Origin of the sequence: Mesorhizobium sp. M1169 (assembly GCF_040318345.1) — a bacterium.
Lineage (GTDB): Bacteria > Pseudomonadota > Alphaproteobacteria > Rhizobiales > Rhizobiaceae > Mesorhizobium.
In genome coordinates this window covers 1-17416 of the sequence record NZ_JAMYME010000007.1, presented here as the reverse complement: position 1 = coordinate 17416, position 17416 = coordinate 1, and the positions used below count along the sequence as shown (strand labels likewise).

Annotated in this window: 15 protein-coding genes and 1 pseudogene; all 16 read left to right on the top strand. The window is 62.9% G+C overall.

Features of this window, described 5'->3' with window-relative positions; translation table 11 throughout:
• Positions 1-36: 36 nt before the first annotated feature.
• Positions 37-1227, top strand: coding sequence for an NADH-quinone oxidoreductase subunit D (locus NKH41_RS09475; protein ID WP_352767871.1), 1191 nt, complete (start codon positions 37-39; stop codon positions 1225-1227).
• On the top strand, positions 1224-1631 hold the full coding sequence (locus tag NKH41_RS09470) for a hypothetical protein (RefSeq protein ID WP_352767873.1): 408 nt from the start codon (positions 1224-1226) through the stop codon (positions 1629-1631). Before NKH41_RS09475 ends, NKH41_RS09470 begins: the two co-directional genes overlap by 4 nt.
• A gap of 35 nt (positions 1632-1666) precedes the next feature.
• A complete protein-coding gene (nuoE, locus tag NKH41_RS09465; RefSeq protein WP_352767875.1) occupies positions 1667-2728 on the top strand; it encodes an NADH-quinone oxidoreductase subunit NuoE in 1062 nt (353 codons plus the stop codon).
• A gap of 10 nt (positions 2729-2738) precedes the next feature.
• Positions 2739-4043 (top strand): NADH-quinone oxidoreductase subunit NuoF, encoded by a 1305-nt coding sequence (gene nuoF, locus NKH41_RS09460; RefSeq protein ID WP_023676626.1) that lies wholly within the window; start codon positions 2739-2741, stop codon positions 4041-4043.
• Positions 4044-4123: 80 nt separating this feature from the next.
• Entirely contained in the window at positions 4124-4819 is a 696-nt protein-coding gene (locus NKH41_RS09455) for a helix-hairpin-helix domain-containing protein (protein WP_352767876.1), read from the top strand.
• A gap of 74 nt (positions 4820-4893) precedes the next feature.
• The gene (nuoG, locus tag NKH41_RS09450; protein WP_352767879.1) at positions 4894-6975 is read left to right on the top strand and encodes an NADH-quinone oxidoreductase subunit NuoG; all 2082 of its coding nucleotides are present in this window, start codon (positions 4894-4896) and stop codon (positions 6973-6975) included.
• Positions 6976-6977: 2 nt separating this feature from the next.
• Complete coding sequence (gene nuoH / locus NKH41_RS09445) at positions 6978-8021, top strand: NADH-quinone oxidoreductase subunit NuoH (protein ID WP_292663045.1); 1044 nt, start codon at positions 6978-6980, stop codon at positions 8019-8021.
• Positions 8021-8278, top strand: a complete 258-nt coding sequence (locus NKH41_RS09440; RefSeq protein WP_352745070.1) for a hypothetical protein — start codon at positions 8021-8023, stop codon at positions 8276-8278. The genes nuoH and NKH41_RS09440 overlap by 1 nt, the downstream gene beginning before the upstream one ends.
• Positions 8275-8766 (top strand): NADH-quinone oxidoreductase subunit NuoI, encoded by a 492-nt coding sequence (nuoI, locus tag NKH41_RS09435; protein ID WP_352745068.1) that lies wholly within the window; start codon positions 8275-8277, stop codon positions 8764-8766. The genes NKH41_RS09440 and nuoI overlap by 4 nt, the downstream gene beginning before the upstream one ends.
• 118 nt (positions 8767-8884) lie before the next feature.
• Positions 8885-9505, top strand: a complete 621-nt coding sequence (locus NKH41_RS09430) for an NADH-quinone oxidoreductase subunit J (protein WP_352539621.1) — start codon at positions 8885-8887, stop codon at positions 9503-9505.
• 1 nt (position 9506) lies between these two features.
• Entirely contained in the window at positions 9507-9815 is a 309-nt protein-coding gene (gene nuoK, locus NKH41_RS09425; RefSeq protein ID WP_023676620.1) for an NADH-quinone oxidoreductase subunit NuoK, read from the top strand.
• Between the two features lie 10 nt (positions 9816-9825).
• Positions 9826-11799, top strand: a complete 1974-nt coding sequence (nuoL, locus tag NKH41_RS09420) for an NADH-quinone oxidoreductase subunit L (RefSeq protein WP_352767881.1) — start codon at positions 9826-9828, stop codon at positions 11797-11799.
• Positions 11799-13304, top strand: a complete 1506-nt coding sequence (locus tag NKH41_RS09415) for an NADH-quinone oxidoreductase subunit M (RefSeq protein ID WP_352681670.1) — start codon at positions 11799-11801, stop codon at positions 13302-13304. The genes nuoL and NKH41_RS09415 overlap by 1 nt, the downstream gene beginning before the upstream one ends.
• A gap of 18 nt (positions 13305-13322) precedes the next feature.
• Positions 13323-14759, top strand: a complete 1437-nt coding sequence (nuoN, locus tag NKH41_RS09410; protein ID WP_352767884.1) for an NADH-quinone oxidoreductase subunit NuoN — start codon at positions 13323-13325, stop codon at positions 14757-14759.
• Positions 14760-14763: 4 nt separating this feature from the next.
• A complete protein-coding gene (locus tag NKH41_RS09405; RefSeq protein ID WP_352767887.1) occupies positions 14764-15585 on the top strand; it encodes a biotin--[acetyl-CoA-carboxylase] ligase in 822 nt (273 codons plus the stop codon).
• 118 nt (positions 15586-15703) lie between these two features.
• Positions 15704-17305: pseudogene (locus NKH41_RS09400) on the top strand (ribonuclease J); the annotation flags it as partial.
• Between the last annotated feature and the right edge of the window lie 111 nt (positions 17306-17416).

The window sequence follows — 17416 nt, the reverse complement described above, 5'->3', positions numbered from 1 at the left end:
CATTCACCATTCACGTGGCGCGCGAGCAACACGCTCATGGCTGAAACCTCCGTTCGCAACTTCAACATCAATTTTGGCCCGCAACATCCAGCGGCGCACGGCGTTTTGCGCCTGGTGCTGGAGCTTGACGGCGAAGTCGTCGATCGCGTCGATCCGCATATCGGGCTGTTGCATCGCGGCACGGAAAAGCTGATCGAGGCCAAGACTTATCTGCAGGCCGTGCCCTATCTCGACCGGCTCGATTATTGCGCGCCGATGAACCAGGAGCACGCCTTTGCGCTCGCCGCCGAGCGGTTGCTCGGCATCGAGGTGCCGAAGCGGGGCCAGTTGATCCGAGTTCTCTATTCGGAAATCGGCCGCATCATGTCGCATATCCTCAACGTGACGACGCAGGCGATGGATGTCGGCGCGCTGACGCCGCCGCTGTGGGGCTTCGTCGAGCGCGAAAAGCTGATGGTGTTCTATGAGCGCGCCTCGGGTTCGCGCATGCACGCGGCCTATTTCCGCCCCGGCGGCGTCCACCAGGACCTGCCGCAGAAGCTGATCGAAGACATCGGCAAGTGGATCGACCCGTTCCTGAAATCGGTCGACGACCTCGACTCGCTCTTGACCGGCAACCGTATCTTCAAGCAGCGCAATGTAGACATTGCCACCGTCTCCCTGGCGGACGCCTGGGCCTGGGGTTTTTCAGGCGTCATGGTGCGCGGCTCGGGTGCGCCATGGGATCTGCGCAAATCGCAGCCCTACGAATGTTATGCCGAGCTGGATTTCGACATTCCGATCGGCAAGAACGGCGACTGTTTCGACCGCTATCTCGTGCGCATGGAAGAGATGCGGCAATCGGCGAAGATCATGCGCCAGTGCATCGACCTTCTGCTCGGCAAGGAAGGCAGCGGGCCGGTGTCTAACCTCGACGGCAAGGTGGTGCCGCCGAAGCGTGCGGCGATGAAGCGCTCGATGGAAGCGCTGATCCATCACTTCAAGCTTTACACGGAGGGCTACCGCGTGCCGGCCGGCGAGGTTTATGCCGCCGTCGAGGCGCCGAAGGGCGAATTCGGCGTCTATCTCGTCTCCGACGGCACCAACAAGCCCTACCGCTGCAAGCTGCGCGCGCCAGGCTTTGCCCATCTGCAGGCGATGGACTTTTTGTGCCGCGGCCACATGTTGGCCGACGTCACCGCGGTGCTGGGTTCACTCGACATCGTGTTTGGTGAGGTCGATCGGTGAATCGCACTCTGAGCCTCACGTTAATCTTCATTGCTGTCGCAATGCACCCTGCATATGCAATCGAGTGCGGGGCGTCTATCGATGCTTCCGATCTTGTGAAGCAGCACTTCAAACTGAGCTACGTCACGCTTGGCATGCAAGAAAGTGCGACAGCGGCATCCGCCGATGTCGATGCTTTCTATTTCAAGAGAGATACATGCGAGTGTAGCGTCGCAGCGCCGGATGGCGCGAGTTTCTCTAAGGCGGAAGTATCGGCAGCCGCTTCCGGCAAAACAGGGCTCGCGCGGCTTGTTGCTCGCTTGGCTGGTAAATCCGGCGTTTGCCCGCCTGTCATGACAAATTCGCCGACTTTCCAATGTTTCGACGGTACGGCGAAACTTTGTAAGGAGGCGGCAGCAAGATGACGAACCTATACGTCTTTGGTGAGGTCGATCGCTAAATGTCAGTCCGCCGTCTCGCAGAAGCCAGCCTCCAGCCAGCCTCGTTCGCCTTCAACAGGGCGAATGCGGCAGCGGCGAAGCAGTGGATCAAGAAATATCCGAAGGGGCGCGAGCAGTCCGCGATCATCCCCTTGCTGATGCTGGCGCAGGAGCAGGAGGGCTGGGTGACCAAGGCGGCGATCGAGACGATCTCCGACATGCTCGGAATGCCCTATATCCGTGGGCTGGAAGTCGCTACCTTCTATACCCAGTACCAGCTCAATCCGGTCGGCACCCGCGCGCATATCCAGGTCTGCGGCACCACGCCCTGCATGCTGCGCGGCTCGGAAGCGCTGATGGATGTCTGCCGCTCGAAGATCCATCACGACCAGTTCCACACCAATGACAAGGGCACGCTGTCGTGGGAGGAGGTCGAATGCCTCGGCGCCTGCGTCAACGCACCGATGGTGATGATATTCAAGGACACCTATGAGGATTTGACGCCGGAGCGGCTTGCCGAGATCATCGACCTCTATGACGCCGGCAAAGGTGCTTCGGTGACGCCAGGACCGCAAAACGGCCGCATCACCTCTGAGCCGGCCAGTGGCCTGACGACCCTCAAGAGCGAAAAGGCGATCCTCAAGGCGACCCGCGACCGGGAAACCAGGGCGGCGACCAAGGCCGCCAAGGATGCAGAGCCGGCAGCTGCCGCCGCAGCATCAGTTCCGCCAGCTGCTCCTGCCGCGCCGGCGCCGGTTGCGCCCTCGAATGCCAGCAAGCCGAAGACCGACGCGGTCGAGACCAACCCGGCGCTGAAATCGCCGTCGGCGACGAAAGTCGCGCCCGCGGCGGAAAGGGCGGCGAGCGTCGCAGCGCCTCTGCATTCGGCCGCCAATGCCAACAAGGCCGAACCGCAGGTCGAGGACGTCTCGAAACAGCGCAAGGGCCCCAAGAACAAGGCCGAGCCGGCGTCTGCTTTCAAAGCGCCGGAGGCCAAGGTCAAACCGGCGAAGGCTGCCGCCAAGGCGGCCAAGCCGTCGCCCGGAAACAAGAGCCGGCCGACCGGCAAGAAGCCGGTCTGAGGAACGAGCAATGCTTCAGGACAGAGACCGCATCTTCAACAACATCTACGGCCGCTTCGACAAGTCGCTGGCCGGCGCCATGGCGCGCGGCGCCTGGGACAACACGCCCGGCATCGTTGCCAAGGGGCGCGAGTGGATCGTCAACGAGATGAAGGCATCGGGCCTGCGCGGCCGCGGCGGCGCCGGTTTCCCGACCGGGCTCAAATGGTCGTTCATGCCCAAGCAAAGCGACGGCCGGCCGAGCTATCTCGTCGTCAATGCCGACGAATCCGAGCCCGGCACCTGCAAGGACCGCGACATACTGCGCCATGACCCGCATACGCTGGTCGAAGGCTGCCTGCTTGCCGGCTTCGCCATGGGCGCGGTCGCCGCCTACATCTATGTGCGCGGCGAGTTTATCCGCGAGCGCGAGGCGCTGCAGCGCGCCATCGACGAGGCCTATGCGGCCAAGCTGATCGGTAAGAACAACACCTCCGGCTACGATTTCGACATCTACATGCACCATGGCGCCGGCGCCTATATCTGCGGCGAGGAAACGGCGCTGCTCGAAAGCCTCGAGGGCAAGAAGGGCCAGCCGCGGCTGAAGCCGCCATTTCCGGCAAATGTCGGCCTCTATGGCTGCCCGACGACAGTCAACAATGTCGAGTCCATCGCTGTCGCGCCGACCATCCTGCGCCGCGGTGCCGCCTGGTTCTCGTCCTTCGGCCGGCCCAACAATGTCGGCACTAAGCTGTTCTGCATCTCCGGCCACGTCAACAATCCGTGCACCGTCGAAGAGGCGATGTCGATCCCGTTCCGCGAACTGATCGAGACGCATTGCGGCGGCATTCGCGGCGGCTGGGACAATCTGCTGGCGGTCATTCCGGGCGGCGCCTCGGTGCCGCTGGTGCCGGCCGAGCAGATCATTGACGCGCCGATGGATTTCGACGCGCTGCGCGACCTGAAATCGGGCCTCGGCACGGCGGCTGTCATCGTCATGGACAAATCGACCGATATCGTGAAAGCGATCGCGCGGCTGTCCTATTTCTACAAGCACGAGAGCTGCGGCCAGTGCACGCCCTGCCGTGAGGGCACCGGCTGGATGTGGCGGGTGATGGAACGGCTGGTGCGCGGCGAGGCGCAGAAGCGTGAGATCGACATGCTGCTCGACGTGACGAAGCAGGTCGAGGGCCATACGATCTGCGCGCTGGGCGATGCGGCGGCGTGGCCGATCCAGGGCCTGATGCGGCATTTCCGCGGCGAGGTGGAGCGGCGCATCGACGAGTTTTCGCGCAACGCACACCGCGCCGAACCGGTGCTGGCGGCGGCGGAATAGAAGAATTCAAAAAATTGCGGGCGAATGCCCGAAACGAGGAAACGAGCGCGGGGCAGACGGAAACGACCAGGAGATCACCTATGTCGCTGTTTTCGACACCCGACGATTTTACGCCCGATATGGACCCGTTGTTGAAGATGAACCAGGATCTGACCAGGATGATGCCGAAGGAGATGGCCAATGCCGTCAATCTCCTGGCGCATCCTGTCGCGGGCGCGGCGGCGATGACGGCACTCGGCATCGGGCTTGCCAACCACGCCTTTGGTATCTGGATGGGCGTGCTTTCAGGCGCGGCCGAGACCTCGCAGCGGCTTTGGCAGCCGGTCGCCGAGGATTTCGAGGCGCGAACGGAACGCTTTTCCGCGACCGGCAAAAGCTCCTCCACCAAGGCGCGCGCGGCGACCAAAACCCTGATTGCCGAGGCGCAGTCCTTCGCCAACGATGTGACTGACATTGCGACGAGCACCGCTGCACGGAGCTTGGCGAATGCCAGCACCGTTGCAGCGGATGCGTCGGCCGGGCTGATGCCGGAGGATTTCAAGCAGCCCAAGCCGATGGATCGGCCAGCCGAGCCGGCCGACCTCAAGGCGATATCGGGCATCGGGCCGAAACTGGAAAAGGTGCTGAACGGCCTTGGCATCTGGACATACACCCAGATCGCCGCGTGGACGCCGCAAGAGATCGCCTGGGTCGAAGATTACCTGTCGTTGAAGGGCCGCATCGGCCGTGACGGCTGGATCGGTCAGGCGGCCGCGTTGGCCGGGGCCAAAAAGTGAATTCAATATCGTGCGCGGTCTCGGCTGCGCCCGGAAGGAAAGATTGCGGAACGTCCGCAGGGGTTTGAGGCGAAATGGCAAAGCTCAAGGTCGACGGGAAAGAGATCACTGTACCCGACCATTACACGCTGCTGCAGGCGGCCGAGGACGCCGGCGCGGAAGTGCCGCGCTTCTGCTTCCATGAGCGGCTGTCGATCGCCGGCAATTGCCGCATGTGCCTGATCGAAGTAAAGGGCGGCCCGCCCAAGCCGCAGGCGTCCTGCGCCATGGGCGTGCGCGACCTGCGCCCCGGTCCGAATGGCGAGCCGCCGGAAATCTTCACCAACACGCCGATGGTCAAGAAGGCGCGCGAAGGCGTGATGGAATTCCTGCTGATCAACCATCCGCTGGACTGCCCGATCTGCGACCAGGGCGGCGAGTGCGACCTGCAGGACCAGGCGATGGCGTTCGGAGTCGATTCCTCGCGCTACCATGAGAACAAGCGGGCGGTCGAAGACAAGTATATCGGGCCGCTCGTCAAGACGATCATGAACCGCTGCATCCATTGCACGCGCTGCGTCCGCTTCACCACCGAGATTGCGGGCATATCCGAGCTCGGCCTGATCGGCCGCGGCGAGGATGCCGAGATCACCACCTATCTCGAAAGCGCGATGACTTCGGAACTGCAGGGCAATGTCATCGACCTTTGCCCGGTCGGTGCGCTGACCTCCAAACCCTACGCCTTCCAGGCACGGCCGTGGGAGCTGACCAAGACCGAATCCATCGACGTGATGGACGCCGTCGGCTCGGCGATCCGCGTCGATAGCCGGGGCCGCGAAGTGATGCGCATCCTGCCGCGTACCAACGAGGCGGTGAACGAGGAATGGATTTCCGACAAGACCCGCTTCATCTGGGACGGCTTGCGCACGCAGCGCCTCGACCGCCCCTATGTGCGCAAGGACGGCAGACTGGCCCCGGCAAGCTGGGCCGAGGCTTTTGCCGCTATCAAGGAAGAGGTGTCGAATGCGGCACCCGAAAAGATCGGTGCCATTGCCGGCGATCTCGCAGCCGTCGAGGAGATCTACGCGCTGAAGCTTCTGATGGCTTCGCTCGGCTCGAAGAACACCGACTGCCGCCAGGACGGCGCCGCACTCGATCCGTCGCTCGGCCGGGCGAGCTATGTGTTCAACCCGACCATCGAAGGCATCGAACAGGCCGATGCGGTGCTGATCATCGGCGCCAATCCGCGCTTCGAGGCATCCTTGCTCAACGCCCGCATCCGCAAGCGCTGGCGGGCCGGCAATCTGCCGGTCGGCGTCATCGGCGATGTCGGCGATACGCGCTATGATTACGAGCAGCTCGGCGCCGGGCCGGAATCGCTGAAGGATCTGGCCGACGGTAACGGCAAGTTTTTCCAGCTGCTGAAGAAGGCGACGCATCCGCTGATCATCGTCGGACAGGGTGCGCTGGCGCGTCCGGACGGGGCGGCCGTGCTCGGCCAGACGGCGAAGCTCGCCGTCGCCGTCAACGCCGCCAGGGCCGACTGGAACGGCTTTGCCGTGCTGCACACCGCCGCGGCACGCGTCGGCGGCCTCGATGTCGGGTTTGTGCCGGGCGAGGGCGGCGGGAACGTCGCCGGCATGCTGGGCGAGACCGATGTGCTGTTCCTGCTCGGCGCCGACGAAATCGACATGGCAAAGACCGGCGGCGCTTTCGTCGTCTATATCGGCACGCATGGCGACAAGGGCGCGCATCGCGCCAACGTCATCCTGCCGGGTGCCGCCTATACCGAGAAGTCGGGCACCTTCGTCAACACCGAGGGCCGCGTGCAGCAGACCAACCGGGCCGGCTTTGCGCCCGGCGAGGCGCGCGAGGACTGGGCGATCCTTCGGGCACTGTCGGATGTGCTCGGCAAGAAGCTGCCGTTCGATTCGCTGCCGCAGCTACGCGCAAAGCTCTATGCCGAATACCCGCATCTTGCCCGCATCGACCATGTCGCGGCCGGCGACCCGGCCGACATCGCCAGGGTTGCCAAGCTCGGCGGGCGGCTGAACAAGGGCACCTTCACCTCGCCGGTCAAGGATTTCTACCTGACCAACCCGATCGCGCGGGCTTCCGCGGTGATGGCCGAGTGCTCGGCTTTGGCGAAGAACGGCTTCAGGCAGGCGGCGGAGTAGATATGGACACCTTCTTCTCCTTCTACGTGCTGCCGGCGCTGCTGATCCTTTTGAAGTCGGTCGTGCTGATCGTCGTTCTGTTGATCTTCGTCGCCTATGTGCTTTACGCCGACCGCAAGATCTGGGCGGCGGTGCAATTGCGCCGCGGACCGAACGTCGTCGGCCCGTGGGGCACGCTGCAGGCGTTCGCCGATCTGCTGAAATTCGTCTTCAAGGAGCCGGTCATCCCGTCCGGCGCCAACAAGGGCGTTTTCCTGCTGGCGCCCTTGGTGTCGGCGGTGCTGGCGATCTCTGCCTGGGCGGTCATACCGGTCAATGAAGGCTGGGCGATCGCCAACGTCAATGTCGGCATCCTCTATGTCTTCGCCATCTCCTCGCTCGAGGTCTATGGCGTCATCATGGGCGGCTGGGCGTCCAATTCGAAATACCCCTTCCTCGGCGCGCTGCGCTCGGCGGCGCAGATGGTGTCCTACGAAGTCTCCATCGGTTTCGTCATCGTGACCGTGCTGCTTTGCGTCGGCTCGCTCAACCTGTCCGACATCGTCTTGTCGCAGCAGGACGGGCTGGGCACGCGGCTCGGCCTGCCCAACACCTTCCTCGACTGGCATTGGCTGTCGCTGTTCCCGATGTTCATCGTCTTCTTCATCTCGGCGTTGGCCGAGACCAACCGGCCGCCCTTCGACCTTGTGGAAGCCGAATCGGAACTCGTCGCCGGCCATATGGTCGAATATTCCTCGACGCCGTTCCTGTTGTTCTTCCTCGGCGAATATGTCGCCGTCGTCCTGATGTGCGCGCTGGCCACCATCCTGTTCCTTGGCGGCTGGCTGCCGCCCTTCAACTTCGCGCCGTTCACCTGGGTGCCGGGGCTGATCTGGTTCGTACTCAAGGTCTGCCTGGTGTTCTTCATGTTCTCCATGGTGAAGGCGTTCGTGCCGCGCTACCGCTACGACCAGCTGATGCGGCTCGGCTGGAAGGTCTTCCTGCCGATCTCGCTGTTCATGGTGGTCGCCACCGCCGCCTTCCTCAAGATCACGGGGTTTGCGTGATGGGCAGTCTGATCGTTGGTTTTCTAGGCGCAGCTGTCGGCGTGCTTGTTGCGCTCTTTGGCAACGTCGTTGTGCTGCCCTACGTTTTGCGGCAACAGGACCAAAGGTTGGCAGCAAACTACCGAGTGCCGGTGTTTGGCTGGGACAAGCAGATATTGGCGTCGATGACGAGACTTGCATACCGTTTCCTGATGCCTGTCTTTTTCGGATTTATCGGCGCAATCGCTGCAACACAGATCTTTGGGGGTGCTGAATGAGTACGCTATCCCAGGCCGCCAAGTCACTGCTTTTGCAGGACTTCGTCAGCGCTTTCTTCCTGTCGATGCGCCAATTCTTCGCGCCGAAGGAGACCATCAACTATCCGCATGAAAAGGGGCCGGTCAGCCCGCGCTTCCGTGGCGAACATGCGCTGCGCCGCTACCCGAACGGCGAGGAACGCTGCATCGCCTGCAAACTATGCGAGGCGATCTGCCCGGCGCAGGCCATCACCATCGAAGCCGGCCCACGTCGCAATGACGGCACGCGGCGCACCGTGCGCTACGACATTGATATGGTGAAATGCATTTACTGCGGCTTCTGCCAGGAAGCCTGCCCGGTCGACGCCATTGTCGAGGGCCCGAATTTCGAATTCGCGACGGAGACGCGCGAGGAGCTTTATTACGACAAGGACAGGCTCCTGGCCAATGGCGACCGCTGGGAGCGTGAACTGGCGCGCAACATCTCGCTGGATGCGCCTTACCGCTGATATTTGACGCATGGACGGGGCGAGGGCCCTCGTTTAAGGAACACGCAACTTGCCGACCGGAGGCGGTGGCAAAAAACAGGACGAACGTCCTGTTCTGACAGGAAACCCGGGGGAACCCATGCTGAGTGGACTAGAGGCGGCCTTTTTCTACCTCTTCGCCTTTGTCGCGGTGGCATCGGCGTTCATGGTCATATCGGCGCGCAATCCCGTGCATTCGGTGCTGTTCCTGATCCTGACCTTCTTCAACGCCGCCGGCCTGTTCATGCTGACCGGCGCCGAGTTCCTGGCGATGATCCTGCTCGTCGTCTATGTCGGCGCGGTGCTGGTGCTGTTCCTGTTCGTCGTCATGATGCTCGACGTCGACTTCGCCGAAATGAAGGAAGGCGCCCTGCAATATGCACCGATCGGCGCGCTGGTCGGGCTGATCCTGGCGGCGGAGCTGATCGTGGTGCTCGGCGGCTATACATTCGTGCCGAAACTGGCGGCGACGGTCGCCAAGCCCATTCCGGACCTGGCCGCGCGCTCGAACACGGCAGCGCTCGGCGACATCCTCTATACGGATTACCTCTATTACTTCCAGGTGGCGGGGCTGGTGCTGCTGGTCGCCATGATCGGCGCCATCGTGCTGACGCTGCGCCACAAGCCGGGCGTCAAGCGGCAGTCGATCGCCGCCCAGGTCGGCCGCACGGCGGCAACCGGAGTGGAAATCCGCAAGGTCAAGACGGGCGAAGGAGTCTGAGATGGTCGTCGGCATCGCGCACTACCTGACCGTATCGGCGATCCTGTTCACGCTCGGCGTATTCGGCATCTTCCTGAACCGCAGGAACGTCATCGTCATCCTGATGTCGATCGAGCTTATCCTGCTTGCGGTCAACATCAATTTCGTCGCCTTTTCGGCGGCGCTCGGCGACCTGGTCGGCCAGGTGTTCGCACTGTTCGTGCTGACGGTCGCGGCGGCCGAAGCGGCGATCGGCCTTGCCATTCTCGTCGTCTTCTTCCGCAACCGCGGCTCGATCGCGGTCGAAGACGTGAACATGATGAAGGGTTGACGGAACCACCATGTATCAGGCCATCGTCTTCCTTCCGCTGCTCGGCTTCTTGATCGTCGGCCTGTTCGGCACTTCGCTCGGCGCCAAGGCTTCAGAATACATCACCTCCGGCTTCCTGGTGATCGCGGCTATGCTGTCGTGGGTCGCCTTCTTCTCGGTCGGCTTCGGCGGCGGAGAGGTGTTCACCGTGCCGGTGATGCGCTGGATCCAGTCGGGCGGGCTGGAGGCGTCCTGGGCGCTCAGGATCGACACGCTGACGGTGGTGATGCTGGTCGTCGTCAACACGGTGTCGTCGCTGGTCCATATCTACTCGATCGGCTACATGCATCATGATCCGGACCGGCCGCGCTTCTTCGCCTATCTGTCGCTGTTTACCTTCGCTATGCTGATGCTGGTGACGGCCGACAACCTCGTGCAGATGTTCTTCGGCTGGGAAGGCGTCGGCCTTGCCTCCTATCTGCTGATCGGCTTCTGGTACAAGAAGCCTTCGGCCAATGCGGCTGCAATCAAGGCCTTCGTCGTCAACCGCGTCGGCGATTTCGGCTTTGCGCTCGGCATCTTCGGCGTGTTCGTGCTGTTCGGCTCGGTCAATCTCGGCACCATCTTCGCCAATGCGGCGACGTTCATTCCCTCGGAAAGCGCGCCGCAAGGTGCGGCCGTGCTGACCTTCCTCGGCTATGCGCTCGACAAGCAGGCTGCGATGACGGTTGTCTGCCTGCTCCTGTTCATGGGTGCCATGGGCAAGTCGGCGCAGGTGCCGCTTCACACCTGGCTGCCGGATGCCATGGAAGGCCCTACGCCGGTCTCGGCACTGATCCATGCCGCGACCATGGTGACGGCCGGCGTGTTCATGCTGGCGCGGTTGTCGCCGCTGTTCGAGCTGTCGCATTCGGCACTGACGGTGGTTACCTTCATCGGCGCCTTCACCGCCTTCTTCGCGGCGACCGTCGGTCTCGTCCAGAACGACATCAAGCGCGTCATCGCCTATTCGACCTGTTCGCAGCTCGGCTACATGTTCGTGGCGCTCGGCGTCGGCGCCTATGGCGCAGCGATTTTCCATCTGTTCACCCACGCCTTCTTCAAGGCGCTGCTGTTCCTCGGCTCGGGCTCGGTCATCCACGCCGTCTCCGACGAGCAGGACATGCGCAAAATGGGCGGCCTGAGGACGCTGATCCCGACGACTTACTGGATGATGGTGATCGGCACGCTGGCGCTGACCGGTGTCGGCATTCCGGTAACGATCATCGGTACGGCCGGCTTCTTTTCCAAGGACGCCATCATCGAAGCGGCCTTCGCGGGCCACAATGCGGTCGCCGCGTTTGCCTTCATATTGCTGGTCATTGCTGCCTGCTTCACCTCCTTCTACTCCTGGCGGCTGATCTTCATGACCTTCCACGGCGAGCCGCGGGCCAGCCACGAGGTCATGCACCATGTCCATGAATCGCCGCCGGTCATGCTGGTGCCGCTGTTCATCCTGGCGGCGGGCGCGCTGTTCGCCGGCGTGATCTTCCACGGCGCCTTCATCGGCGAGGGCTATGCCGAATTCTGGAAGGCGTCGCTGTTCACGCTGCCGGACAACCACATCCTGCACGAAATCCACGAAGTGCCGTTGTGGGTCGAGCTGTCACCGTTCATCGCCATGCTGATCGGCTTTGCGATTGCCTGGCAGTTCTATATTCGCGCGCCGGAAATGCCTCGGAGCGTCGCCGCCAACCATCGCCTGCTCTATGCCTTCCTGCTCAACAAATGGTATTTCGACGAGCTCTACGACTTCCTGTTCGTGCGGCCGGCAAAGCGCCTCGGCAGCTTCCTGTGGAAGACCGGCGACGGCACCGTCATCGATGGGCTCGGGCCGGACGGCATTTCGGCGCGCGTCGTCGACGTCACCAACCGGGTCGTCAAGCTGCAGACCGGCTATCTCTACCACTATGCCTTCGCCATGCTGATCGGCGTTGCCGCACTCGTCACCTGGATGATGCTCTGATGACCGCCTGGCCGATCCTATCGCTGGTCACCTTCCTGCCGCTGGTTGGTGTGCTGCTCATCCTTTTCGTGCGTGACGACAGCGAGAACGCGCGCCGCAACATCCGCGCCATCGCGTTGTTCACGACCGCGTTCACCTTCGTGGTTTCGCTGTTCATCTGGACCGGCTTCGACAATTCGCAGCCCGGCTTCCAGTTCGTCGAGAAGTTTGCCTGGCTGGATTCCGGCATCTCCTACCATATGGGCGTAGACGGCATCTCCATGCTGTTCGTCATCCTGACCACCTTCCTGATGCCGCTCTGCATCCTCGCCTCGTGGGAATCGATCGAGAAGCGCGTCAAGGCCTATATGATCGCCTTCCTGCTGCTCGAGACGCTGATGATCGGCGTGTTCTGCGCGCTCGACATCGTCTTGTTCTATGTCTTCTTCGAAGCCGGCCTGATCCCGATGTTCATCATCATCGGCGTGTGGGGCGGCAAGCGGCGCGTCTATGCCTCCTTCAAGTTCTTCCTCTATACGCTGGCCGGCTCGGTGCTGATGCTGCTCGCCATCATGGCGATGTTCTTCCAGTCCGGCACCACCGATATCCCGACGCTTCTGACGCATAACTTCCCGGCCAATATGCAGACCTGGCTATGGCTTGCCTTCTTCGCGTCCTTCGCGGTGAAGATGCCGATGTGGCCGGTGCATACCTGGCTGCCGGACGCGCATGTCGAGGCGCCGACGGCCGGCTCGGTAATCCTGGCCGCCATCCTGCTCAAGATGGGTGGGTACGGCTTCCTGCGCTTTTCGCTGCCGATGTTTCCGATCGCATCCGAAATGTTCGCGCCGCTGATCTTCACGCTCTCCGTTGTCGCCATCATCTACACCTCGCTGGTGGCGCTGATGCAGGAGGACATGAAGAAGCTGATCGCCTATTCGTCGGTCGCTCACATGGGCTTCGTTACCATGGGCATCTTCGCGATGAACCAGGAAGGCGTCCAGGGTTCGATCTTCCAGATGCTGTCGCACGGCCTGGTCTCCGGCGCGCTGTTCCTCTGCGTCGGCGTCGTCTACGACCGCATGCACACGCGTGACATCGACGCCTATGGCGGGTTGGTCAACAACATGCCGAAATATGCAACCGTGTTCATGATCTTCACCATGGCCAATGTCGGCCTGCCCGGCACCAGCGGCTTCGTCGGCGAGTTCCTGACCATGCTCGGCGTGTTCCGGGTCAACACCTGGGTGGCGTTCTTCGCCGCCACCGGCGTCGTCCTTTCGGCGGCCTATGCGCTCTGGCTCTACCGCAAGGTGATCTTCGGCGCGCTGACCAAGGAAAGCCTGAAAGGCCTGCTCGACCTGTCGACGCGCGAGAAGGTGATCATCTATCCGCTGGTCGCGCTGGTCATCTTCTTCGGCGTCTATCCGGCGCCGATCTTCGACGCGACCGCCGAATCGGTCAAGGCGCTCGTTACCAATGTCACCGCATCCATCGGCGCCGCGCAGACCGCGGCGGCGAACTGACTGGGGGTTTTGCGAACCATGACGCCGGACCTTCTCTCAAGCCTGTCGCTCTCGACGCCAGAGCTGATCCTCGCCCTCGGCGCCTTGGCGCTGTTGATGCTCGGCGCCTATTCTCGCGCCAACACCACTGTCACGGTGAGCGGCCTTGCTGTTGCCGTGCTGGTGATCGCCGGCGCCTGGCTGATCTTTTCGCCGGGGCAGGGCAATGCCTATGGCGAAGCCTTCATCCAGGACCCATTCGCCCGCTTCATGAAGGTGCTGGCGCTGATCGGCTCGGCGGTGACGCTGGTCATGTCGGTCCGCTTTGCCCAGGCGGAGCGTTTCGACAAGTTCGAATATCCGGTGCTGATCCTGCTCTGCACGCTCGGCATGATGCTGATGATCTCGGCCAACGGCATGATCGGGCTCTATCTCGGCCTCGAGCTGCAATCGCTGGCGATCTACGTGCTGGCGGCGATCAACCGCGATAATCTGCGCTCGACCGAGGCCGGGCTGAAGTACTTCGTCCTTGGCGCGCTGTCGTCGGGCATGCTGCTTTACGGCATCTCGCTGGTCTACGGCTACACCGGCAACACCGGCTTCCAGGAGATCGCCGCGGCGCTGAGCGGCGGCGAGCGCCAGCTCGGCCTCGTCTTCGGCCTGGTTTTTGTGCTGGCCGGCCTTGCCTTCAAGATCTCGGCGGTGCCGTTCCATATGTGGACGCCCGACGTCTATGAGGGCGCGCCGACGCCGGTGACGGCTTTTCTGGCGGCGGCACCGAAGATGGCGGCGATGGCGCTGATGGTGCGCGTCACCATGGGCGCCTTCAAGCCGATCGCCGCCGACTGGCAGCAGATCATCGTCTTCATCTCGATCGCCTCGATGGCGCTTGGTGCCTTTGCGGCCATCGGCCAGACCAACATCAAACGGCTGATGGCCTATTCCTCCATCGGTCATATGGGTTATGCGCTGGTCGGCCTTGCCGCGAACAGCCAAGACGGCGTGCGCGGCGTCGCCATCTACATGCTGATCTATCTGGTGATGACGCTCGGCACCTTTGCCTTCATCCTCGCCATGCGGCGCAAGGAGGGCAATGTCGAGCAGATCAGCGATCTCGCCGGCCTGTCGGCGACCAATCCGATCATGGCGACGATCCTCACCATCCTGATGTTCTCGCTGGCCGGCATCCCGCCGCTCGCCGGCTTCTGGGGGAAATGGTACGTGTTCCTCGCCGCCATCAATGCCAACCTCTACGCGCTGGCGATCATCGGCGTGCTGGCCTCTGTGGTGGGCGCCTATTATTATCTGCGCATCATCAAGATCATGTGGTTCGACGAACCGGTCGGCGGCTTCGTGCCGATGGCGACCGAACTGCGCGTCGTGCTCGGCGTCTGCGGCGCTTTCGTGCTGTTCTACGTGCTGATCGGCGGCCCGATCGGAACCTACGCAGCAGCCGCGGCCAAGACCTTCTTCTGACGGAATGACGTTCAGGCTGGCTCCAACCGCGGCTTCGGACGGGTTCCGGCTCGAGGCGCACGACACGGTCGGCTCCACCAATGCGCTGGCGCTGGAGCACGCGCGGGCCGGCGATCCGGGCAAACTCTGGGTCGTCTCAAAAAAGCAGGAAGCCGGGCGTGGCCGCCGCGGCCGCGCCTGGGCGACGCCCGAAGGCAATCTGGCAGCGACGCTGCTGGTGATCACCGATGCCGAGCTTCGTCTCGCTGCTACGCTCGGCTTCGTTGCCGGACTGGCGCTTGCCGACGCACTCGACGCCGTCGTGCCGAAAGGCAAGATCGCGATCGGCCTCGATGGTGCCAGCCAAGGCAAGAACCGTTTCGAATTGAAATGGCCGAACGATGTGCTTGCCTCGGGCGCCAAGCTCGCCGGCATCCTGCTGGAATCGGCGATGCTGGATGGCGACCGTTCCGCGGTGGCTGTCGGTATCGGCGTCAACGTGGTGGCTTATCCCAAGGATTTGCCTTATCCAGCGACGTCGCTCAGCGCGTTGGGGTCTGCTTGCGATGCCGAGACGCTGTTTCTGGCGCTGTCGGATGCCTGGAGCGAGAATGCGCGGCTGTGGAACGAAGGGCGTGGGCTTGCCGCCGTCAGGCGGCGGTGGCTGGCGCGTGCGGCGGGGCTTGGCGGCCAGGTTGCTGTCAGAATTGACGGTAATGTGGTGCGCGGCACCTTCGAGACCATTGACGAGGACTGCCGTTTCGTGATCCGCGACGATGAAGGTTCGGTTCTGACGATCGCCGCCGGCGACGTGCATTTCGGCGCGGTTGCCTCGGCCGGCGTTTGACCGGCCAATACGTTTGACTGGCCAGCATTTGACCAGCTTGGATTTGACCGGCCGACAATTTTGACCGGCCCGCAATTTTGACCGGCCCGCAATTTTGACCGGCAAGGAAGGAAAGACCATGGCGACAGCGGAAAACGCCGAACTTGTCTTCGTGCCGCTCGGCGGTGTCGGCGAGATCGGCATGAACTTCGCCCTCTACGGCTATGGGCCGGCCAATGCGCGCGAATGGATCGTCGTCGACGTCGGCGTCACTTTTCCCGATGCAACCCTGCCCGGCGTCGACCTGGTTCTGCCCGACACACGTTTCATCGAGGAGAGTGTCGCCAATCTGCGCGGCATCGTCATCACCCATGCGCATGAGGACCATTACGGCGCGCTCCACGACATCTGGCCGAAGCTCAAGGCGCCGGTGTGGATGACGCCGTTCAGCGCCGGCCTGCTGGAAGCCAAGCGGCAGGGTGAGCAAGGGGCGCCGAAGATCCCGGTGACGATCTACCGGGCCGGCGAGAAATTCACCGTCGGCCCGTTCGAGATCGAGGCCATCCCTGTTGCGCACTCCATTCCCGAGCCGATGTCGCTGGCGATCACGACGCCGGCCGGCGTCGTCATCCATACCGGCGACTGGAAGATCGATCCGGCGCCGACGGTCGGGCCGATGACCGACGAGGCGCGCTTCCGAGCCTATGGCGACAAGGGCGTGCTGGCGCTGGTCTGCGATTCCACCAATGCGATGCGGGAAGGGGAATCGCCGTCCGAAGTGGCGGTGGGCGAGGGCCTCAAGAGCGTCATCCAGAACGCCAAGGGCCGGGTCGCCGTCACCAGCTTCTCCTCCAATGTCGGGCGTATCGTCTCCATCGCCAAGGCGGCGCGGGATGCCGGCCGCCAGTGCCTGGTGATTGGCCGCTCGATGAAGCGCGTCATCGATGTGGCTGATGAACTCGGCTATATGGACGGCTTGCCGGAATTCATCGCCGAGGAGGATTACGGCTTCATCCCGCGCGAAAACCTCGTCATCATCTGCACCGGCAGCCAGGGCGAGCCGCTTGCCGCACTTGCCAAGCTGTCGCGCGACGAGATGAAGTCGGTGGCGCTGACGGCCGGCGACACGGTGGTGTTTTCCTCGCGCACCATTCCCGGCAACGAGAAGGCGATCCTCGAAATCAAGAACCGCCTGATCGATCTCGGCATCAAGATCATCGAGGACGGCGATGCGCTGGTGCATGTCTCCGGCCATCCACGCCGCAGCGAATTGCGCAAGATGTATGAATGGGTACGGCCGCAGATCGGCGTTCCCGTGCATGGCGAAGCGGCGCATCTGGTGGCGCAGGGCTCGCTGATGTCGACGTCCGGCATCGGCCAGGTCGCGCAGGTGCGCGACGGCGACATGCTCAGGCTGTATCCGGGTGCCGCCGCCATCATCGACCAGGTGCCGTTCGGCCGCATCTACAAGGACGGAAGGCTGATCGGCACCGACCAGGCGATGGGCATTCGCGATCGCCGCAAGCTGTCCTTTGCCGGCCATGTCGCCGTCAATGTCGTGCTCGACGACAAATACGAGCTTGCCGGCGATCCCGATCTGGTCGCCATCGGCGTCGCCGAGGCCGACGGCAGCGGTGAGAGCCTGGAAGACCTGATGATCGATGCGGCAATCGGCGCCGTGGACTCCATCCCCCGCCAGCGCCGAAAAGACCTCGACCTGGTCCAGGAGGCGGTGCCGCGCCCCCGGGGGGCGCGCCGCCCACCACCCCGGGCGAGAAAACACCACTGTGAGGGGTGGTTGACCAAAAATAGGGGTTTGTGGTGAATGGGTGGCGGTTTATAAAAAAAAAAG

Excerpts from the sequence above, each read along its gene's own strand:
- nuoH (WP_292663045.1), top strand. The coding sequence starts at position 6,978 with ATGGACACCTTCTTCTCCTTCTACGTGCTGCCGGCGCTGCTGATCCTT.
- nuoG (WP_352767879.1), top strand. The coding sequence starts at position 4,894 with ATGGCAAAGCTCAAGGTCGACGGGAAAGAGATCACTGTACCCGACCAT.
- NKH41_RS09430 (WP_352539621.1), top strand. The coding sequence starts at position 8,885 with ATGCTGAGTGGACTAGAGGCGGCCTTTTTCTACCTCTTCGCCTTTGTC.
- nuoL (WP_352767881.1), top strand. The coding sequence starts at position 9,826 with ATGTATCAGGCCATCGTCTTCCTTCCGCTGCTCGGCTTCTTGATCGTC.
- nuoI (WP_352745068.1), top strand. The coding sequence starts at position 8,275 with ATGAGTACGCTATCCCAGGCCGCCAAGTCACTGCTTTTGCAGGACTTC.
- nuoE (WP_352767875.1), top strand. The coding sequence starts at position 1,667 with ATGTCAGTCCGCCGTCTCGCAGAAGCCAGCCTCCAGCCAGCCTCGTTC.
- nuoK (WP_023676620.1), top strand. The coding sequence starts at position 9,507 with ATGGTCGTCGGCATCGCGCACTACCTGACCGTATCGGCGATCCTGTTC.
- nuoF (WP_023676626.1), top strand. The coding sequence starts at position 2,739 with ATGCTTCAGGACAGAGACCGCATCTTCAACAACATCTACGGCCGCTTC.
- NKH41_RS09405 (WP_352767887.1), top strand. The coding sequence starts at position 14,764 with ATGACGTTCAGGCTGGCTCCAACCGCGGCTTCGGACGGGTTCCGGCTC.
- NKH41_RS09415 (WP_352681670.1), top strand. The coding sequence starts at position 11,799 with ATGACCGCCTGGCCGATCCTATCGCTGGTCACCTTCCTGCCGCTGGTT.
- NKH41_RS09455 (WP_352767876.1), top strand. The coding sequence starts at position 4,124 with ATGTCGCTGTTTTCGACACCCGACGATTTTACGCCCGATATGGACCCG.
- NKH41_RS09475 (WP_352767871.1), top strand. The coding sequence starts at position 37 with ATGGCTGAAACCTCCGTTCGCAACTTCAACATCAATTTTGGCCCGCAA.
- nuoN (WP_352767884.1), top strand. The coding sequence starts at position 13,323 with ATGACGCCGGACCTTCTCTCAAGCCTGTCGCTCTCGACGCCAGAGCTG.
- NKH41_RS09440 (WP_352745070.1), top strand. The coding sequence starts at position 8,021 with ATGGGCAGTCTGATCGTTGGTTTTCTAGGCGCAGCTGTCGGCGTGCTT.